This is a genomic window from Psychrobacter sp. Ps2, assembly GCF_022129405.1.
Classification (GTDB): Bacteria; Pseudomonadota; Gammaproteobacteria; order Pseudomonadales; family Moraxellaceae; genus Psychrobacter.
In genome coordinates, this window is record NZ_JADQAM010000024.1 from 58832 (window position 1) to 78685 (window position 19854).

18 protein-coding genes and 1 tRNA gene are annotated in these 19854 nt (G+C 42.1%); 8 read left to right on the forward strand and 11 right to left on the reverse strand.

Annotated elements, in window-relative coordinates; translation table 11 throughout:
• Positions 1-13: 13 nt before the first annotated feature.
• Positions 14-104: transfer RNA gene (locus I3254_RS01145), tRNA-Ser, on the reverse strand.
• A 129-nt stretch (positions 105-233) separates the two neighbouring features.
• Between I3254_RS01145 and I3254_RS01150 the strand changes: the two genes are divergently transcribed.
• The 3 genes from I3254_RS01150 (at position 234) to I3254_RS01160 (ending at position 2107) form a co-directional block, all read left to right on the forward strand.
• A complete protein-coding gene (locus tag I3254_RS01150; protein ID WP_238050565.1) occupies positions 234-1127 on the forward strand; it encodes a DNA/RNA non-specific endonuclease in 894 nt (297 codons plus the stop codon).
• 71 nt (positions 1128-1198) lie between these two features.
• Entirely contained in the window at positions 1199-1462 is a 264-nt protein-coding gene (locus I3254_RS01155; RefSeq protein ID WP_201569227.1) for a hypothetical protein, read from the forward strand.
• A gap of 261 nt (positions 1463-1723) precedes the next feature.
• Positions 1724-2107 (forward strand): DUF2147 domain-containing protein, encoded by a 384-nt coding sequence (locus I3254_RS01160; protein WP_101205965.1) that lies wholly within the window; start codon positions 1724-1726, stop codon positions 2105-2107.
• Between the two features lie 201 nt (positions 2108-2308).
• Here the strand turns inward: I3254_RS01160 and I3254_RS01165 are convergent, their stop codons facing one another.
• The 4 genes from I3254_RS01165 to I3254_RS01180 all read right to left on the reverse strand — a co-directional run bounded on the left by I3254_RS01165 (position 2309) and on the right by I3254_RS01180 (position 7025).
• Complete coding sequence (locus I3254_RS01165) at positions 2309-3571, reverse strand: ammonium transporter (protein ID WP_238050566.1); 1263 nt, start codon at positions 3569-3571, stop codon at positions 2309-2311.
• A 107-nt stretch (positions 3572-3678) separates the two neighbouring features.
• Positions 3679-4017, reverse strand: coding sequence for a P-II family nitrogen regulator (locus I3254_RS01170; RefSeq protein ID WP_010197981.1), 339 nt, complete (start codon positions 4015-4017; stop codon positions 3679-3681).
• Positions 4018-4496: 479 nt separating this feature from the next.
• Positions 4497-5351: a universal stress protein gene (locus tag I3254_RS01175; protein WP_102092102.1), complete on the reverse strand. Its 855-nt coding sequence runs from the start codon at positions 5349-5351 to the stop codon at positions 4497-4499.
• Between the two features lie 174 nt (positions 5352-5525).
• Positions 5526-7025: a SulP family inorganic anion transporter gene (locus I3254_RS01180; RefSeq protein ID WP_238050573.1), complete on the reverse strand. Its 1500-nt coding sequence runs from the start codon at positions 7023-7025 to the stop codon at positions 5526-5528.
• Positions 7026-7773: 748 nt separating this feature from the next.
• Between I3254_RS01180 and murD the strand changes: the two genes are divergently transcribed.
• Positions 7774-9198, forward strand: a complete 1425-nt coding sequence (murD, locus tag I3254_RS01185; protein WP_238050575.1) for a UDP-N-acetylmuramoyl-L-alanine--D-glutamate ligase — start codon at positions 7774-7776, stop codon at positions 9196-9198.
• A 280-nt stretch (positions 9199-9478) separates the two neighbouring features.
• The gene (locus I3254_RS01190) at positions 9479-10675 is read left to right on the forward strand and encodes a putative peptidoglycan glycosyltransferase FtsW (protein ID WP_182176715.1); all 1197 of its coding nucleotides are present in this window, start codon (positions 9479-9481) and stop codon (positions 10673-10675) included.
• A gap of 132 nt (positions 10676-10807) precedes the next feature.
• Here I3254_RS01190 and gluQRS read toward each other — a convergent pair whose 3' ends face one another.
• The 6 genes from gluQRS to I3254_RS01220 form a co-directional block, all read right to left on the reverse strand.
• Complete coding sequence (gluQRS, locus tag I3254_RS01195; protein WP_238050576.1) at positions 10808-11803, reverse strand: tRNA glutamyl-Q(34) synthetase GluQRS; 996 nt, start codon at positions 11801-11803, stop codon at positions 10808-10810.
• A gap of 242 nt (positions 11804-12045) precedes the next feature.
• A complete protein-coding gene (gene dksA / locus I3254_RS01200) occupies positions 12046-12483 on the reverse strand; it encodes an RNA polymerase-binding protein DksA (protein WP_057762021.1) in 438 nt (145 codons plus the stop codon).
• Between the two features lie 492 nt (positions 12484-12975).
• Positions 12976-13815 carry a metallophosphoesterase gene (locus I3254_RS01205; protein ID WP_238050577.1) on the reverse strand — a complete coding sequence of 280 codons (840 nt, stop codon included), beginning with the start codon at positions 13813-13815 and terminating at the stop codon, positions 12976-12978.
• A 330-nt stretch (positions 13816-14145) separates the two neighbouring features.
• Complete coding sequence (locus I3254_RS01210) at positions 14146-14949, reverse strand: metal ABC transporter permease (protein WP_101205961.1); 804 nt, start codon at positions 14947-14949, stop codon at positions 14146-14148.
• Positions 14950-15062: 113 nt separating this feature from the next.
• Positions 15063-15860 (reverse strand): metal ABC transporter ATP-binding protein, encoded by a 798-nt coding sequence (locus tag I3254_RS01215; RefSeq protein ID WP_238050578.1) that lies wholly within the window; start codon positions 15858-15860, stop codon positions 15063-15065.
• A 72-nt stretch (positions 15861-15932) separates the two neighbouring features.
• Complete coding sequence (locus I3254_RS01220) at positions 15933-16511, reverse strand: transcriptional repressor (RefSeq protein ID WP_165598211.1); 579 nt, start codon at positions 16509-16511, stop codon at positions 15933-15935.
• A gap of 210 nt (positions 16512-16721) precedes the next feature.
• Between I3254_RS01220 and I3254_RS01225 the strand changes: the two genes are divergently transcribed.
• From I3254_RS01225 to atpB, 3 genes are all read left to right on the forward strand, one after another.
• The gene (locus I3254_RS01225) at positions 16722-17615 is read left to right on the forward strand and encodes a zinc ABC transporter substrate-binding protein (RefSeq protein WP_238050579.1); all 894 of its coding nucleotides are present in this window, start codon (positions 16722-16724) and stop codon (positions 17613-17615) included.
• Positions 17616-17892: 277 nt separating this feature from the next.
• The gene (locus I3254_RS01230; RefSeq protein WP_238050580.1) at positions 17893-18291 is read left to right on the forward strand and encodes an ATP synthase subunit I; all 399 of its coding nucleotides are present in this window, start codon (positions 17893-17895) and stop codon (positions 18289-18291) included.
• Positions 18292-18967: 676 nt separating this feature from the next.
• A complete protein-coding gene (gene atpB / locus I3254_RS01235; RefSeq protein ID WP_101205957.1) occupies positions 18968-19834 on the forward strand; it encodes a F0F1 ATP synthase subunit A in 867 nt (288 codons plus the stop codon).
• Positions 19835-19854: the final 20 nt, after the last annotated feature.

The following is a 19854-nucleotide window of genomic DNA, read 5'->3' on the forward strand; positions in this document are numbered from 1 at the left end:
AGCAGAATAAGATTGGCGGTGAAGGAGGGATTCGAACCCTCGATACGCTATGAACGTATACACACTTTCCAGGCGTGCGGTTTCAGCCACTCACCCACTTCACCGTTTTTTGAACGCCTAAGTATAGCGGATACCATTTAAAATGTCACGACTTGCGCGCTATCTTTCTTTATTGGCAAGCGCCTGCTAGGATAGCAAGTATGTAACGGCAAGTATAAATGGTTGAAAGTTGAATGATAAGTTTTAGTAGGCTTAAGTACGGATGTAAGAATAGTGCGATGATGGCAGTATTGCTTGTCGCGACGGGTATTACCCAAGCGCACGCTGATGATCTAACCCAGTGTAGCCAGTCTTTTTATGGGGGTGTTTATCCTGAATTTACCAATACCAAGCTAAAAAAAGACACACAAGCGCTATGCATGGATGGCTTTGCAGTCATGTACTCAGGGGTGTCGCGTACCCCGCTTTGGTCAGCAGAGCATCTCGATCGCACACGTCTGCAACAAGCTAAGCAGATCGATCGTGAAGATAGCTTTCACGAAGAGAGTAAACTACCAAAGTCAGCACGAGCCTCATTATCTGATTATTCAGGATCTGGTTATGATCGAGGACATTTGGCACCCAATGCCAATATGGCCAATCGCAGCCAGCAGTATGATAGCTTTAGCCTAGCCAATATTGCCCCGCAGTCACCACGTAACAATCGCTATATCTGGCGTAATATTGAATCTGCCACTCGGTATTTAACGCAGCAATACGGTGAGGTGTATACCATCACGGGTGTGGCATTTACTGATAAAAAAACCAAGCAGCTCGCTAACCGTGTCCTTGTGCCTAGCCACTTCTTCAAAGCGGTATATATCCCAGCAACCAATCAAGCAGGCGTGTATTACGCACCAAATGATGAGTCAGAACGCATCGATGTGATCAGTATCGATGAGCTGACCACTGAGATTGGCATCGATGTATTACCTATGCTAGATAGTCAGTCCAAATCTCAAGCGTTTGATTTACCATTGAAGGCAGGTGAGAGCTCAGATACCCCTGAGGCACCTGTGGAGGAGCCTGAGTGGATGCTATTTGTCTGGGCTATTTTAGAATGGTTAATTGCACAGTTGCAAGCTTAAGCTGAAAGTAAGACCCAAAAATAGCCTCATTTCGAAAAAAATAAAATGTTACTGATAATAAGGATAATCAAATGATTGAGCCATTCGCCAACGACCATCAAAGCATGCAGATTGGTGATCTTGTCATTGAAAATCAAAAAGACAAGATTATTATATATGGTGATATTGATCTCACTTTTGACGAGTTGGGATACGAGCAAGCCCAACAGCTACATGAACTATCGGGGAAAATCGTACAAGCATTTGCAGATAAAAATCTATATAGCAAGAATGATGCTAAGTCAAAGGAAAATGATGACCAATTAGATAAAGATATCGACAATCCTTTCCTATAAGTCTTTGATATGGTTTTATTTTTATAGAAATAAGAAACTGTAAAAAAATTACTAGGCAAAACCTAAAAATTGCTTATAATGAGTTAAGACATCGCTTGTGTCGCTCGAATCTTTAACCAAAAGCTTATAAGTTGTCATGGTAACTATCATTGAAAAAGGTCGAAACCGTAAAGCTCGTAATGAAAGGTTCTAGCAAAGGATAAGCATAGGACAACAGAAACATAACGTTTCGCGTAATCATTGTATGAAGGGAGTCAATCTATGAAATTATTTACAAAGACCACTTTAGCAGTTGCTGGTATTGGTATTGCTAGCATGGCATTCGCCGCTGACCCATTAGCCAACACTACTTGGCAGACATATGATGAAGGCAAGCCAAAAGGTACGGTAAAAATCACTGAGTCAAATGGTGTGTTGACCGGTACTCTTATTGCTACTAACTCAGCTAAAGGCAAAAAGCACGTTGGTACGACCATTATTAAAGGTCTAAAAGCTGACGGTGGTGGTAAATATAGTGGTGGTACGATTACTGACCCTGAAAAAGGCAAAGACTATCGTATGACTGCAAGCTTAAGCGGCAACACGTTGAAGCTAAAAGGCTATATTGGCCCATTCTCTCGTAGTCAAGAGTGGAAAAAGAAATAAACTAAAGAGTTAGTTTTAGCGTAATACATAAAAATCCCGCGTTACCGAAAGGTCTCGCGGGATTTTTTACGTTTTAGATTCAAGCTTATATTTTATATATTCAATAGGGGAGATCTTTAAACACTAAAATTATAAACGCTGATACTACAGTAGGTAGTATCAGCGCATTTAAAAGCAGTCTTTAGCTTACTTGAAAGGAGCTTATCTTATAAATTCTGGATAAGCTTCCATACCACATTCTGCAATATCAGCACCTTCGTACTCGTCTTCTTCAGAGATACGTAGACCGATAACCAGCTTGATGATAGACCACACCACTAGGCTGGCAATGAATACCCAAGCAAAGATGGTTGCAGCACCCACAATCTGACCGATAAAGGTAGATGCTGGGTTAGTGATAGGTACAATTAGCAGACCAAATAGACCGACCACACCATGAACTGAGATTGCACCAACTGGATCATCAATTTTGATTTTGTCTAAGGCTAAGATTGATAACACTACAATGATACCGGCGATAAGACCAAAGATAGTGGCTTGTAGTGCAGAAGGGGTTGAAGGCTCAGCAGTAATGGCTACTAGACCAGCTAGTGCACCGTTTAGGAGCATAGTTAGATCGGCTTTACCAAAGATGACGCGTGCTAGTAATAAAGCACCCACTGCGCCACCAGCTGCCGCTGCATTAGTATTTAGGAACACCATCGCAACAGAGTTAGCGCTAGCGATATCGCCTAATTTAAGCACTGAACCACCGTTGAAACCGAACCAACCCATCCACAAGATTAGTGTACCGAGTGCAGCCAATGGTAGGTTAGCACCAGGGATAGCACGTATCTCGCCGTTAGGGCCATATTTACCTTTACGTGAACCTAAGAGTAATACACCTGCTAGAGCTGCTGCAGCACCTGCCATATGTACAATACCAGAGCCTGCAAAGTCAGAGAAGCCCATGTCGCCTAGGTTGAATAGACCAAAGACATCGTTGCCGCCCCATGTCCAGCTACCTTCTAGTGGGTAGATAACACCAGTCATGACCACAGCGAATAATAAGAATGACCACAGTTTCATGCGCTCAGCAACCGCACCTGATACGATTGACATACAGGTCGCTACAAAGACTACTTGGAAGAAAAAATCTGATGCGGCAGAGTAGACAGAGTCGCCACCGAAGCCGTTTTCAGCAGAGGCTGCTAGGGCGTCTTCTACTAACGTATCACCGCCTGCAATTCCGCTTAAGAATAGATCGCCACCATACATAATCGCATAGCCACATACCATATACATGATACTAGCCGTTGCAAATAGGGCAATGTTTTTGGTTAAGATTTCGACTGTGTTTTTTGATCGGACCAGTCCGGCCTCTAACATAGTGAAGCCTGCTGCCATCCACATGACCAACGCACCACATATCAAAAAGTAAAACGTATCAAGCGCATATTGGAGCTCAAAGATTTGACTTTCCATTTAAATTCCCCCTTGAATTTATAATATAGATATCGGCATTACCGATAGATAAAAATGCTGTAAGAGTCTGTACCTATAAGTTTATGCCCGTAGGTAGGTCTTCAAATTTAGATAGCGTCAGGTCCCGTTTCACCCGTACGGATGCGAATAACTTGCTCAAGTGCAGTGACGAAAATCTTGCCATCACCAATCTTACCAGTGCTAGCGATACGAGTGATTGCCTCGATAGCAGGCTCAACCATCTCGTCGATCACAGCGACTTCGACTTTTACTTTAGGTAAAAAGTCCACCACGTATTCTGCGCCGCGATAGAGCTCTGTATGACCTTTTTGACGACCGAAACCTTTGACTTCAGTGACAGTGACACCTTTAACACCGATGTCGGAAAGCGCTTCACGCACGTCGTCGAGCTTAAACGGTTTTAAGATCGCAGTGATTAGCTTCATAAAAAATTCCTTATTTGTGTGATGCCGCAGATTGATAGAAGTACTATGATGCATCATCATATCTCTGCCTTGCTTACTGTAAGTTATTCAAGAACTATGCCAACCTACTCAAGGGGGGAGGTAGAATTGGCGTTGTTCATTAAAAAGTAATGACAGTAGTAACATAGAATATGGGCTACGATGCAACGATTAGAGCCATTGCTACAAGCATAATAAAGGTGAATCAATCTTTAGCATTTGGTTAACGAAAACTTTATTATAACCAACTTTTTGAGTGCTTGGGGAGGCTATCCCTTTATTTCATGTGACGATTTGCTAACTTGAGTTTGGTCGTTCGCTTGGCCTTTTCATGCAAGCGTATCAAAGATGAATGGCGGGAAGGTAGAGAGAGAATAGAGGTAAGCGGCAGAGCCTAACATAGTAGTCAGACCCCTGGGCTTAGATAGATAAAGGGTTTGGGCGTGTTTATATATACGTCGTTAGGCTTTAGGAAATAGTAGATAAGGGGTTTTTGTACTGACCAATAGCTTTTTAGTGTCGCTACCTTGTAGTAATTCGCGTAGACGAGATTGGCCAAAAGCCCCAGTCATAAGTAAACCGATATCATGCTGATTTTGATAGTAGTTCAAAGCCGCAGCTACATCACGGCAGTCAAGCAATGTCTTTTTGGATTTGATACCCGCCTGTTTGAGTTTGGCGTAGGCTTCACGCAACGCATCACAGTTATCAGAAGTTTCCTTGCCAACCATCACAATATGAACCGTTAGTGCACGCACCAGTGGCGTTTTACACAGCCAATTTAGTAGTTTATGGCACGTTGGACTGTTATCAAACGCAAATAAAGCGGTAGTAGGGGGCAAAAATGGTGCATGTGTCACCAAAATGGGGCAGTGACTGACTCGAATGAGTTGACTTAGTGTTGATTTGCAGGTGACATGATGACCTATAACGATCAATTGTGCTTGGTCATCGACGTAATCAATGCTTTGATTTAGGTTCTCATGACGATGCAGTGTATATGTCTTTAGCTTATGGCGTTGCTGCTCACAATACGAGGTCGCTTGAGATAATAGCAGTCGGCCCTGCGCTTTTAGTTCACAGTTGCTCAGATGCTCTTTGGATGTGAACTGTTCGAGCAAAGCGTTTTCGTCATCAATATTGAGGCAACCAGAATAATTAATAGCGGCTTTTTGCTGCAAGCTTGGCATCGAGTGCAATAAGCCAACAGGCGCGCGCAGGCGAATAGAAGCCCACATACTGGCCTCTAGTACCGCTTGAACATGATCAGGACAGTCCAAGCAAGCAATCACACTATCTGGTTTTAAATTACTCATAAAACGACCACATCATTTTAGTAATAAAAATCTGCTATCTCAGTTTATGGTTGGCGTATGCAAAATACATCCAACCCTTTTACCAATATAACTGTCTATTAATATCCGATACATCAGCCATGGACTAATAATATAGCCACATGGCAACCGCGTAGATTCGCTTAGCAGTTTCGCTTAGTCTAACAAGCCAATGTCTCGGCGGTCATGAACAGAGAAGCGATCAATCAGTGTTCGACTCGCATTGTTGAGTCCTACCACTTTGACATCAATGCCTTCACGTTGCAAGCGCATCACTAGCTTGTCCAAGGTATCAACAGCGCTGACATCCCAGAAATGTGCTTGGCTTACATCAATCTGAATACTATCTAAAGCTTCTTTGGTATCGAAACTATGCAAGAACTGGGTGGTAGAGGCAAAGAATACCTGCCCTTGAACATAATAGTAGCGGGTATTGCTGCTGTCATCATATTCACTAAAGATGGTTAGGAACTGACCAATTTTATTGGCAAATGCTAAGGCAGATAGTAAGACACCTACGCCGACACCGTAAGCTAAGTTGTGAGTAAAGACGGTAGTCAATACAGTCGCCAGCATGACAATATTGAACGACATTGGATGCGTCTTAAACTCGCGAATAGATTGCCAATTAAACGTACCAATCGATACCATAATCATGACTGCAACTAGGGCTGCCATTGGAATTTGACTGACCCATTCGCTCAAGAACACGACCATAATAAGAAGAACAACACCGGCCATCAAAGTAGACAGACGCGTACGACCACCCGATTTGACGTTAATCATTGACTGGCCAATCATCGCACAGCCTGCCATACCACCAAAGAAACCCGACACGACATTAGCCATACCTTGACCACGACACTCTTTGTTTTTATCACTTGGGGTATCGGTCAATTCATCGACGATTGTCGCTGTCATCATAGACTCTAAAAGACCAACGATGGCAAGCGCGATAGAGTATGGTGCAATAATCAGCAAGGTATTTAGGTTTAATGGAATGTCAGGCAACAAGAATACTGGCAATGAATCTGGCAAATCACCCATGCTGCCAACGTTGCGAATGTCAAGATTCATATACATTGCAACAGCGGTCAAACCTACAATACAAATAAGCGGTGAAGGAACGATGCGACCGATTTTAGGAATAAGGGGAAACAGATAAATAATCGCCAAACCAGCTGCCGTCATGATATAAACGGTCGTGCCAACACGCTCAGTCATGGGGTTCAGTTCTGGTAATTGCGCAGCAAAAATCAATATTGCTAAAGCATTGACGAAACCGATAACCACTGAGCGAGAAACAAAGCGCATCAGATTAGCAAGCTTTAGAATGCCCATCACGACCTGAATGGCACCACAAAGCAAAGTTGCGGCAAGCAAATATTGCAGGCCGTGGTCAGCAACCAAGTCGACCATGACCAGTGCCATAGCGCCAGTCGCCGCCGAAATCATGCCTGGACGACCACCGACAAAACTGATCACTACCGCGATACAAAATGAGGCATATAAGCCAACCTTTGGATCAACACCAGCGATAATAGAAAAGGCAATGGCTTCTGGAATAAGGGCTAGGGCTACAACCAAACCCGATAAAACGTCACCGCGAACATTGGAAAACCACTCGTCACGCAAGTTATCAATAAAAGATGTCATAAGTAAACTACATAGGGTTAGAGGCAAAAAAAGTAATCATTACTCATTTATAAAATGATCGCGTCGCTAATAATAGCTATTCATTTTTCTTTTACTTCAACATGCACTAAGTCATGTTGCTGTGTTGGATTGTGAGAAACTAATAATCAAGATATCTAACTAATAATCGAGATATCTAACTAATAATCGAGGTATCTAACTAATAATCGAGGTATCTAACTAATAATTAAGGTATCTACTGATTTTTTTGGTATCAAAAATACGCTCATCAATAATCAATACGATGATAAGGGCAGTAAATTACCTAAAAATATTTTTTAAAAGATTGCTTAAAATAGGCAACTAGATAGATGTACCTACAATAATATATAGAGTCAGCAATCACTTGCTGTAATAGAAGGTGATATATCACTCGTCAAATTATCAAAATTGTCTGATACACCTTTATCACAACAAGAATCGTTGATGAAGAGGCATGACAATAGCGCGATAAATGTGACAACATGCTAAACTAAAATGCTTGAGCAATGTGCTCAGCAAAATACTGATAAATATTAATCAAGCTGACTATTATAGCATTAGCCACTTAATATAAAAACAGGCGAATAATAGCATAAAGTCATAAAAAATCAGTACCGAAATCTGAACGATGGCGTTAAGATGCTGCACATCTTAGCGGCGTCGGTTAGAGTCGCTATACAGCAGATTTATTTGATGCAATTTTTCTCGTTTAATAGAAGGAATAGATATGACCACTAATACAGCAACAGAAACCTTACTTCATAAGGGTAGTGGTCTACAAGTCGTAGTCGGTTTGGGGCAGTCTGGATTGTCCGTCGCGCATTATCTGGCCAAGCAAGGCTATCAAGTCGCAGTCACTGATGCTCAAGTTACCCCTAAGTTGGCCGATCAGTTGCCAGCCGAGATAGAGATTCGTCAGTTTGGTGGGATAGATGCCGATTTATTGCAGCAAGCCGCACGTATTATTATTAGCCCAGGTATTTCTCTTGAAACTGCCGCTGTGGCTGCTGCTCGCCAAGCCAATATTCCTGTAGTCAGTGATATTCAACTGTTCTGTGAAGCGTGTACCGCACCCATCGTAGCGATTACAGGCTCTAACGCCAAAAGTACGGTCACTACGTTAGTTGGTCAAATGGCGGCAGATGCTGGCGTTAACGTGGGTGTTGGTGGCAATATCGGTGTACCAGCTTTAACATTGCTAGATAATCCTAATATGGAACTTGCGGTACTTGAGCTGTCTAGTTTCCAATTAGAAACCGTCACTAACTTGGGCGCAAAAGTAGCGACTGTGCTCAATATGTCGCCTGATCATTTAGATCGTCATGGAGATATGCTTGGCTACCATCAAGCCAAACACCGTATATTCCAAGGTGCAAAGTCGGTAATGATTAACCGTGAAGATGCACTCACTCGTCCATTGGTCGCAGACAACCTACCGAGAATTAGTACGGGTATTCATGCCCCTGATAAAGGTCAGTATGGTCTGATTACCGACACAGAAGGCCAAACTTATCTTGCTCGTGGTACAGAACGATTACTGTCGGCAGACAAACTGTTGATTAAAGGTCGTCATAATCTACTGAATGCGCAAGCGGCTCTAGCACTTGGTGAACTGGCAGGATTACCGCTAGAGAGTATGCTGACCACTTTGCAGCAGTTCACAGGTCTTGAACATCGCTGCCAATATGTAGCTAACGCTGCTGGTATTGATTATTTCAATGATTCTAAAGGCACCAATATTGGTTCGACCATGGCCGCTATCGAAGGCTTGGGCGCAGTCTATGCGCCAAAAGACGGTAAGCTATTATTGATCTTAGGCGGGCAAGGCAAAGGGCAACAGTTTGGTGAATTAACGCCTTTTATCAATCAATATGTGAGCCAAGTCTTGTTCATTGGTGAGGATGGTCAGCAGATTGAACAACACCTAAGAGCTGCGAAATTGAGTGATGATGTTGCACTACATCAGTGTCAGACATTAAAGAATGCCTTTGCGACCATCCAACAAGTCACTACCAGTAGTTTATCGCAAGTACAGGCTGTATTGTTGTCACCTGCCTGTGCTAGCTTTGACCAATATAGTGGTTATGCGGATCGCGGTGAACACTTTAGCCAACTGGTCAATCAATTAGACACCGCACAATCAGAAGCTTGATAGGTAGCCAAATAGGTCAGTCAGCTATATAGATTGGCATATCGCATATCGCGTCTTTAGCAGCAGCCAGTATTTTCTGGATAAATGATTGTTTTGCTTATAGATTGCTGCTACTGTCAAGCATATAATCTTGATTGCTGAAATAGGTGCTAGCTAAGGCGTTTGCCGAGGGTTACAGGTTTCCTATCACCATCTATTTAGTACGATTTATTTTATGATTTTTTAAACGGTGGCGTTTCATAGACGCCGTGTTTTTTCGTTTGTTAGTGTATATAAAATTATGGCGCTCTCTTCTTTTTTTCGTTCCTCGCCCCAAACCAAGCAAACCTCTGGCTCAGACGGTGTTCTGTCTATGCCGTCAGCGCGCGCAATTTTATTATCAAGCGTCGGCTGTATGATGGTGCTTAGTCTGCTGATGGTGGCTTCTGCTTCTATCCCTTTTGCGCTTAGCCGTGGTATGACCGAGCTGTATTTTTTCAAAAACCAGTTGTTGTATATGACGATTGGTTTAATCGTTGCGGTCATTCCTTATTATGGCGTGTCTTTACGCACCCTATATAAGACTGAGACCCAGTTTGCTTTGCTGGGCATCACGGGGCTATTACTTGTTGCCACACTGTTTAGTACGCCAATTAATGGCTCCAAACGCTGGCTCACAGTAGGCGGCTTTAACTTTCAGGTAGCTGAGTTGGCCAAACTGGTCATGATTGTGTTTGTATCTGACTTTGTGGTGCGCCGATCTTTTGAAGTTCGTAATGGCTTAGATGGCTTCTTGCGAATTATGCTGGTAGTGGCGCTGATAACGATACTGTTATTATCGCAGCCAGATTTTGGTTCTTTTGTCGTCATTATTGGTACGCTGTTCGCGATTTTTTATATTGCTGGAGCACCTTATAAGCACTTCTTAGCCTTGGGTGCTGCTGCTGTTGGCGGTGCAGTGTTGATGGTGACTACGGCAGAGTACCGACTGGTGCGTGTGATGTCGTTTATGGATCCATTTGACGATGTACAAGATACTGATTATCAGCTCGCACGTAGTTTGATCGCCTTTGGTCGTGGGCAGTTCACGGGTGTTGGCTATGGCGAAAGTGTACAGAAACTGTCGCATTTGCCTGAGGCACATACGGATTTTTTATTAGCCATTACAGGTGAAGAGTTAGGGTTTGTCGGTGTCAGTATGGTACTGATACTTGAAGCGTTGATCATCGGTAGTGCGATGCGTATCAGTTACAATGCGCTAAAACGTCGTCAAATGCGTATGAGCTATACCGCTTTCGGAATCGGCGTGGTATTTATTGCCCAGACGATTATTAACGCTGCGATGAATATGGGTGCTATTCCAACCAAAGGTCTCACTATGCCGTTCTTTAGTTATGGTGGATCGTCTATGTTGATTAGCTTGGTTATGGTCGCGCTATTATTGAAAATATATAAAGAAAGCCCTGAAATAGAAAAAAGCCAATGCCGTTACTATTAATAGGTTTTGCATATCATGGGCTTGGCATAATGTAACTTCAGAGTTTCGGTAAATAGTGTGCAGTACTATTGCAATAAAAGCGTCACTCATAGTGGCGCTTTTTATTGTCTATTTATAGCTTTTGAACTCTTATCAGTAGGACAAGTTTAACTGTTGCTTGCCTTGTAACGGGGAGTTATCCCATTGCGCAATGGCTTGTTTGAGCATGTTTTCTGGGGTATCAATATCGACCTTTGCTTGCTGCAGTAGCGATAGGGCTTCAGCAATAAGTTGGCTCGGGTCTGATGTGTCGATGGGTTGAGCAAGATTTTGCTTAGAGAGTTTTTGGCCATCGGCATTATTAATCAATGGCAGATGATACCATTGGTCAATAGTGGGTAGGCGGGCTGCTTGCATGATACCGATTTGCGCGGTCGTCATAGGTAGAATATCAAGGCCACGCATGATATGAGTAACCTGCTGTAGACCATCATCGAGGCTGGCCGCCAGTATATAGTTAATCATGCCATCCTGACGACGAGCGACCATATCGCCTAACGTCTGTTGCGGATTATCCCACTGTAATCCCTGAATACCGTCATTGAAGCCAATCCGATAGTCTGGTAGCTGAATACGTAGCTTATGTTGCTTTCTATCAAGGTCAGCTGCCACACAGCGACGCGGATAGCGTTGTCTATTTGGCTGTACTTGGCCAATTGATGAAACTTGTTCGTCTAATAATGTCTGATCGGTCAGCGCGGTTAAGCTGGCACTACTATGGTTTTTATTTATCTCTTCTTGCGCCCAGTACTGTTCTAAGTCTTTACGAGAGCATTGGCAGCCATAGGTCAACGGCTCCAGATATGATGACAGATAATCGTTGTAGATATCAATGCGCTCAGACTGATAAATTACATCACCATCCCAATGCAATCCAAGTGCCTCAAGATCCATCAAAATTTGCTCAGTGAACTGTCTATCACAGCGTTCAGTATCGGTATCTTCCATACGCAACAGCCACTTACCACCGATTGATTTGATATGGCAAAAGCTGGCAAGCGCGGTGGTTAGAGAGCCAAGATGTAATTCACCCGTTGGTGAAGGCGCAAAGCGGCCAATGGGCTGTGATGGTGTGGTTTGAGTTGGCATGGTGGTAGGCATTGTTTTCAAAATAAATGGCTGTCTATAAAAAGTAATAAAGATAGAATAATAAATATAAGTATCAAAAGATATTCATTAAATGAGATTGTTTTGTTAGTCATGTCATTATTCAAGCGATTGTGTTTTTCAGAGCAAAATTAGTAATGCAGCAAAATAGTGACAGTCTAAAATACAAAAAGCGACCTATTATAAGGTCGCTTCTGCTTACATTTATATCTGTAATATCTGATCTAAGCGCCTTGGTTTTGACGTTCTTTGATTTCAGATAAGGTTTTGCAGTCGATACATTGAGTAGCGGTTGGGCGTGCTTCAAGGCGACGTAATCCAATCTCTACACCACAAGTCTCACAAAATCCATAGTCGTCATTTTCGATTTCTAACATAGATTTGTCGATTTTGCGGATAAGTTTGCGCTCACGGTCACGAGTACGTAATGCCAATGCAAACTCTTCTTCTTGAGTGGCACGGTCATTGATGTCTGGCATGGCGCTTGACTCATCTTGGATGTAGTTTTTGGTACGATCCGCTTCGCCAATCAGTTGGTTTTTCCAATCCAATAAAATAGCCTTAAAGTGCTCCAACTGCGCATCAGACATATACTCTTCGTCTTTGGCCGGCACATAAGGAGTAAATTTAACTTCACTCGGATTCGTGGTCAGGGTGCTCATATGGGTATCCTACTTTTTCAAATTAATTCAATAAAACGACGTATCAAAAGACAAGACGTTATTAATGCTACAAACGCTACAATTTGTCCTTTTATCAAACGTTTCACCACTTGGTAATACAAGTAACACAGCTGATCAAATAATATCGTAGACTTTATATCTTGACAGTTATATACCGATTGTTAGATAGGTTGTTATACAAACTTCGGTTTGAATAATACTGTCTAAAGCATGCCGTAGGTCATTGATTGTGAAAACTGAGCTTGTGGTTAATGGGCCATCCTAGCTATCGTGCAGTGGCTTCATATTAGATATTGGGCCACCCTTGCTTTATTTCATAAGTTGTATCATTGTTTGTAATAATAATGAAGTGATTTTTTATATTGAATGCATATTTTATTTGTTCATCACTGCATTTTTCATTAGGAATTATTGACGAAAGCTATAAGTATAAAGGGCTAAGGGTTATACTATTCCCAATAATTATGGGCATCAAGTATCCAGTCTTTCAACCCAGCTTGCAACTGTTCCATTGTTGGCTAATTGCAACCAGCGATATCCTGGTAGTGCGTGCTCATCATAAGAGAAATCATCTTCATAAGGTTTGAACTGATAGCAGGTAGATGGCGTGCTATACACCGTGACGCCTTGGCGCAGTCGAACTTGCTCTTGGTGAGTATGGCCACTGATCACCACTTGTAGCTGTTTAAATGGCGCCATATGCTCCCAAAAGCTCTCAGTGTTTTCTGCCATATGGGTATCAATCCAGCCAGAGTCAACTGGAACAATATGATGGTGTAGGGCGATTAATGCAGGCTTATTACAGGTACTGAGTCTCTCACATAACCAATTGATATCAGTAGGCGTAATCTCGCCTGCGACCTTACCAGAAATGGATGAGTCTAATAACAACAGCTGCCAGTATTCAGTCTCAATGACATGACGACTTAACAAACGTGAGTCAGCAGGCTGAGCGACAAGCTCTCGTTGAAAAAACGGCAAGTCTTTACCATTTTCGTCCGTCACATCATGATTACCAGCAATACAAGCAAAAGGAATCTGAGTCGCTTGTAATACAGTAAAGATATGATCATAAATTGAGGACTTTACTCGATTGACCAAGTCACCGGTCACAATAATCAGATCACAGCGAATATCTTCACTAAGCGCCTGTTGGAGCACTGCTTCAAAGCTACGTTGACAAGTCACGTCATCACTATAGGTATTACTCTCATCAACAAAGACAGGCGTCGATAAATGCAAATCAGTAATCTGTAAAATATTTATTGTTTGGTCGGAGGTGCTTAACTTATTGGCAGGATAGTTTGGCATTGGTTCAGTCCCTTATCGAATCACAACAATAAGTATTGTTAGCGCGAGTATGGATAAATGAGCTACTATTTTTCACTGGGTATTTATAATTATTATTAATCTACTATAAAAGAGCACAGCGTTTGCCTTGAGCTTACTTTGACTCTAATCAACGATATTTATACTATCAACTATCAACTATCAACTAGCAATAGCAAATTTAAAGTCTAGAGCCACCTTATAGTATTATCGAGCTAAAGTATTTATTATATTAATAAAATAAAGTCGAACAAAAAGATAGCGAAAAACAGTCATGTTTTATTTATTATAACGTATTTACAGCATCGCTAACTAAAGTTTTATCTTTATTAACTTTGAAAAAATGAGTGCAGTAAAAAATAAAGCAGCTAATATCAAGACGATAGAAAGACCTGTTTGAATATCTAGCCAAATACTGCCCCACACACCAAGTGTCACACCCAGTTGAGCGATTATCAACGCTATAATCACCATTTGTTTTGGCGATGCCGACCATAGACGTGCGGTCAGTGCAGGTAGCACTAATAATCCGCTGATTAATAGACTGCCAACCGCTTGTAGTGCAATCGCACAAAACCCTGCCAGTACACCCATAAAAAACAGCCGTTGCCGCGTTGGGTTGATACCTTGAATACGTGCCAATGCTTCATGCGTTGCCAGCTTGATTTGCGCAGGCCAAATGTAGATAAGCAGTCCCAAGCCAGCTAATACGCTACCAGCAAGCAAAGGCAAATCTGCCCAATCGAGATCTAGCAAATTGCCGAATAAAAATCCGAGCACATTGGCCTGTTGGTCAGTCAATTGGGTCAAAGCCAGTAAGCCTAGGCACAGGAGCGACACTGACACGACTGCCAATACAGCATCCACTGGCAGACGCTCATCATCAATCAAGACCAGTCCCAGTACGACCATGACACTGACCAATGCAATGCCGATACCCATTGGTAATTGCCACCACACAGCCAAAGCCACACCTAGCAACGTGCCATGAGCTAAGGCATCGGCGAAAAACGCCATGCGCCGCCACAATACCAAGCAACCTAACGGCGCTGATAATAACGCTAATATACTGCCAGCGATCCAAGCAGGCGCAATGATGGCTAACCAAGCAGTCATAATGAATGTCCGTAAAATTTTTTATAAAAGAGTAAAGCCGTATTATTTATATGTTTAATAGTTTTGGCTTTAATGAGCTGGATTTTGGCGATTTTGAGCCTTGATTACTAACGCTATAACTCGCTTGGTGCATGGTGTTCACAGGCATGGGGCTGATGCACGTATGGCTGCTCATAATGATGACCAAATAGCTTTTGAAATTCAGTACTAATGGCCAGCTCGCTTGGTTGTCCTTCACAGCAAATATGCTTATTCAAACAAATGACGCGGCGGCTGCCTTTCATGACCCAATGCAAATCGTGAGACACCACCAGCATGGCGCAACGTAAGAAATCAGGCAGCTCGTCAATAAACTGGTATAGCCAAACTTCAGTATCGGGATCGAGACCCTGCATCGGCTCGTCTAAAATAAGCAAGTTGGGTTTGTCTAGTAGCGCTCTGGCCAATAGTACGCGCTGCGTCTCACCACCTGATAAATGCAGCATTTGCCGTGACAGTAGATGGGTTAATGATAAATTATCAAAGATAAACTGCCGCTGCTCAGAGGTTAAACGTTTCTTATCTGCTTGCGCCAACAAATCGCAGACACGCAGTGGTAATATCGGTGGCACAGCAAATCGCTGCGGTACATAACCAAGCTGTAGCGGCTTATGTGCTGTCATAGAGCCATCAGTTGACTCAATCAAACCTAAGATGAGTTTGACTAGTGTTGATTTACCAGCGCCATTGGGACCGATAAGACTGACCGTCTCATTAACAGCAATGTCAATATCGATGTGAGAGAGCAGACGTTGAGGCCCAATATGGTAACTGATATTGTTTAAGCTCAATAATTTGTCAGCATTACTCACAGTACTGCTATTCGCAACAGTAGTATTTAACTGATTAGAAGGTAGGGTAGAGATATTCATAATATGACAACGCATAGGTAAATAGACAATCGACGAATCATGCTTAAAACGTTTACACGAACCACAGTAGCCTTACTGACAAGCTTGGCAACGACCGCTAAGCTCAATGACACTACGCTCAACCACAAACCCTACATCTTGCTCGGCAAAGCTCATCATTTCCTGAACGGGCAGGCTGCTGCATTCTTGCACCCGTTGACACTGATCGCAGATCAAAAATGCGGCTGTATGCTGGGCGCGAGGATGACAGCAAGGAACATAAGCATTAATAGAGGTTAATTGATGAATCAACCCTTCACTTAGCAAAAATTCTAAACTGCGATAAACCGTTGGCGGCGCGACATTTTTCGGCGTGCGTTTTTTGGTTATCTTAGTTTCTACCGACACTGTTGGTGAACTCGCTACTTTTTGAATATTACTATCATTAGGTATAGACAACCGCATTTGCTGCAACTGAGTGATTAGGTCATAAGCGCCAACGGGCTGATCTGCCTCTAAGACCAATTGGTATATCTGCTGACGCAAAGGAGTAAATCGCGCGCCATTTAGACGGCAATGCTCTTTAGCTGCTGCTAAGCGTTCATGAACATCATGCGGAGTCAGATCTTGCACATCATGCAAATGTTCGCAGATCGATGAAGTAATAGACATGGTACAAGCTCCTAAAAATAGCATGGTAATCGCATGACGTTTTTTATGATAGCGTTTTTTATTGTTATAGTATAACATACTAAAATAATAACTGAGTAAATTGTCTTATAGTAGTCTTGTATATCTACCCTTTTTACAGGAGTGGGGCAAGACACTATTACTCATACGTTCGTTATCCAACAATGCTATCTAACAATAAAAGAGCTTACTATGAACGCTGTTTTTACTTACTCCGTACGTTCGCTTATCACATTACAGCGCTTGCTAATGACAGGATTGATAATCCTAGGGTCTTTCACACTGAGTGCACAAGCTGCGACGGTCAGTGTTAGCAATTATCCGCTATTCTTGTTAAGTGAGGCAGTAACAGAAGGTGCGCCATCAGCCAATCGACTATTGCAAGCGGGGGAGGTGGGACATCATGGTAGTATCAGCCCTGGTGATATCAAGGCAATCAAAGACAGCAAGTTCGTGGTATGGTTCGGTGAGCCGTTAGAAAACAATCTAGCAGCGAGCCTGAAAACAGCCCCAAATGCCATTGCTTTATTTGAGTTTGATGCATTCAATCGTCATCCATTACGTGATGTAAAAGGCGACGCTATCGCGGGTACATTAGATCCACATATTTGGTTAGACCCTGAAAATGCCAAAGCCATTACCCGTGCATTGGCTGTGATTCATAGCCATGCCAATCCACAATATAAAGACTTGTATCAAGCCAACGCGAAAAAATTTGCTCAGCAACTAGACAAAGAGGTTACTGCATTGGAGCAAAAATCTACTCAAAGTACCTCAAAAACACGACCTTATTGGGCTTATCATGATGCTTATCAATATATCGAAGATAGTCTAAATTTGACGCTCGTTGGTAGCCTTAGCGTAGATCATCATCTATCACCTAAAGCAAGCCAACTCCGTTGGTTGAACGAGCAACGCCTAGCCAAGCAAATGTGTTTAGTCAGTCCAAGTGAGCCAGCAAAAGGCTTACTTGCGAAATTGCAACCAGTGGAAAGTACGGTACAACCAGAAGATATGAGTAGTAGCGACGACTTTATCAGCGGTTGGCAGAATATGGCCAAACAGATATATCAATGTATTTCGTAATGTAGCCAAAAACAGCAATTTGCTAGGATTGTTTAAGTTGGTTGTATAGCTTCGCTTCAAGCATTTATGACAGACTAAATATTATAATAATCTTAGCAAAATGCGTTAGGTGACTGATAAAAGTCATATTTTACTTGCTTAATAGTTACGCTCTACCTATAATAAGTAGCGTTTTATTTTGGCCGAAAGGTAATGCCTGTAGAGTAAGTCATTCACGGATAAAATTATCATAAGTGTGATATATTGTCCCAATGCTGTAAGGGCTATAGGAATACCGATGACCAAGCCTGCCAAACGCACGCAAAAAGACAAGATTGGCATCTATATTAAACGACAAGCATGGATACTATTTATCCTTATTATCATTGCTTGGATAGTAGATACTCTTTGGCTACATAGTGAGCTTACGATAGCAAAAAGCGCTGCAATTGGTGCGCTATTAAGTTTTATTACTCAAGCAGTATTTGCGTTTTTTATTTTTTGGTATACCGGATATCGCGCGCGCCAACACATCGTTAGCCAGCTATATCGGGGTCAAATGTCAAAATGGTTATTGACCGTGTTTGGTTTTGCACTAATTTTTATTACCGTACAACCCCTATCTGCGCCAGCGCTGTTTATCGGTTTTATGGTAATGCAAATTAGTCACAGTTGGATGTTGTGGCATATACGCTAGCGCTAATAAATGATCGCTAAACAGATGGTTTATTAATAGTACTGGCAAGTCACCCTGCCGTCCAGCTTCTCTATGACTAGTTCGAAAAGTCGAAGTACAACGCTGTCTTAGGATAGCACCAGTGATTATAAAGACCGCACTATGAGTCTCAATGTTAGACGTAGTATGCAGTGAGAGGGTAGGGGTTATTCAACTATCTGTATTGCTGATAATTAGATTACTTATATCTAATTATGGTTAGTGGCTATATTAGCAAGTAAAACTGGTGGCTAACTTATTCATACAGTGGATAAAAAAATCACAATTGACTTTACACGAATACAACGCTGCATTAATATAGGCGGCTAAATATTTTGCTTATAAGCGCTACATTAAGCGCCGATCGTAAAAAACGGTCAGTGGGCGAGCACATATATAATAATTTTGCGTATAAAAATGCAAGGGCTATTACTGAGTTATCATAAGCCCTTTTTTGATAGCTAAAATTTATCTCACGCTATCAAATACTGCATATTAGTAATAGAACTATGGGTTGGATGTTGTTGGTTACATGAGTGTTTTAGTAAGGTCTATTTGTCTGCTTAATAGCAAGATAGATATAAATACTATACCTCATCAGATGACAACCATATTTTTGGTAGTTGATTAAATCGTTGATTAATAAGAAGCTTACATTATGGCATCCGAGCAAACATCATCAGAATATATCTCTCACCACTTAACGAATTGGACGTATGGCTATCTGCCGGGCGAAGGTTGGAAAGTTGCTCATACTGCTGAAGAAGCAGGGGCAATGGGCTTTAACGCTATCCATCTTGATTCTATGCTATGGTCGATTGGTCTAGGTATCTTATTTTGCGCCGTCTTTTGGATGGTTGCCAAAAAAGTCACTTCAGGCGTGCCAGGAAAAACTCAGGCAGCAGTTGAGATGATCGTTGAGTTTGTTGATAACAACGTTCGTGATTCATACAGTGGTACATCAAAACTGATTGCGCCATTAGCGTTGACCATTTTTGTCTGGATCTTTTTGATGAACTTGATGGATCTAATACCTGTTGATTTCATTCCAGGTATTGCTGGGCAAATCGGTGCCGCTATGGGCCATGATCCACATCATGTTTTCTTTAAGATTGTTCCAACGACTGATCCTAACATCACGCTTGGCATGTCGTTCTCTGTCTTTGCACTGATTATCTTTTATAGCATTAAAGAAAAAGGTTTGGGGGGCTTTATCGGTGAGTTAACACTACATCCGTTTGGCGCCAAAAACCCAATCGTACAAGCGATTTTGATTCCCATCAACTTCATCCTAGAAGCAGTTACTCTAATAGCCAAACCTGTATCACTTGGTTTGCGTCTATTCGGCAACATGTATGCTGGGGAATTGATTTTCATACTGATTGCTCTAATGCCGTTTTGGATTCAATGGGCGTTATCGGTACCGTGGGCTATCTTCCACATCTTAGTTATTACACTTCAAGCGTTCGTATTCATGATGCTGACGATAGTTTACATGTCGCTTGCATCATCAACTGAACATTAATTAGACATTCAATAGGTAAA

Bases quoted from the DNA above. Each gene is read 5' to 3' on its own strand.
- I3254_RS01210 (WP_101205961.1), bottom strand. From the start codon at position 14,949: ATGACTGCTTGGTTAGCCATCATTGCGCCTGCTTGGATCGCTGGCAGT.
- I3254_RS01220 (WP_165598211.1), bottom strand. From the start codon at position 16,511: ATGTCTATTACTTCATCGATCTGCGAACATTTGCATGATGTGCAAGAT.
- gluQRS (WP_238050576.1), bottom strand. From the start codon at position 11,803: ATGCCAACTCAAACCACACCATCACAGCCCATTGGCCGCTTTGCGCCT.
- I3254_RS01205 (WP_238050577.1), bottom strand. From the start codon at position 13,815: ATGCCAAACTATCCTGCCAATAAGTTAAGCACCTCCGACCAAACAATA.
- dksA (WP_057762021.1), bottom strand. From the start codon at position 12,483: ATGAGCACCCTGACCACGAATCCGAGTGAAGTTAAATTTACTCCTTAT.
- I3254_RS01225 (WP_238050579.1), top strand. From the start codon at position 16,722: ATGAACGCTGTTTTTACTTACTCCGTACGTTCGCTTATCACATTACAG.
- I3254_RS01170 (WP_010197981.1), bottom strand. From the start codon at position 4,017: ATGAAGCTAATCACTGCGATCTTAAAACCGTTTAAGCTCGACGACGTG.
- I3254_RS01215 (WP_238050578.1), bottom strand. From the start codon at position 15,860: ATGAATATCTCTACCCTACCTTCTAATCAGTTAAATACTACTGTTGCG.
- I3254_RS01190 (WP_182176715.1), top strand. From the start codon at position 9,479: ATGGCGCTCTCTTCTTTTTTTCGTTCCTCGCCCCAAACCAAGCAAACC.
- I3254_RS01155 (WP_201569227.1), top strand. From the start codon at position 1,199: ATGATTGAGCCATTCGCCAACGACCATCAAAGCATGCAGATTGGTGAT.
- atpB (WP_101205957.1), top strand. From the start codon at position 18,968: ATGGCATCCGAGCAAACATCATCAGAATATATCTCTCACCACTTAACG.
- I3254_RS01160 (WP_101205965.1), top strand. From the start codon at position 1,724: ATGAAATTATTTACAAAGACCACTTTAGCAGTTGCTGGTATTGGTATT.
- I3254_RS01150 (WP_238050565.1), top strand. From the start codon at position 234: ATGATAAGTTTTAGTAGGCTTAAGTACGGATGTAAGAATAGTGCGATG.
- I3254_RS01230 (WP_238050580.1), top strand. From the start codon at position 17,893: ATGACCAAGCCTGCCAAACGCACGCAAAAAGACAAGATTGGCATCTAT.
- I3254_RS01180 (WP_238050573.1), bottom strand. From the start codon at position 7,025: ATGACATCTTTTATTGATAACTTGCGTGACGAGTGGTTTTCCAATGTT.
- I3254_RS01165 (WP_238050566.1), bottom strand. From the start codon at position 3,571: ATGGAAAGTCAAATCTTTGAGCTCCAATATGCGCTTGATACGTTTTAC.
- murD (WP_238050575.1), top strand. From the start codon at position 7,774: ATGACCACTAATACAGCAACAGAAACCTTACTTCATAAGGGTAGTGGT.
- I3254_RS01175 (WP_102092102.1), bottom strand. From the start codon at position 5,351: ATGAGTAATTTAAAACCAGATAGTGTGATTGCTTGCTTGGACTGTCCT.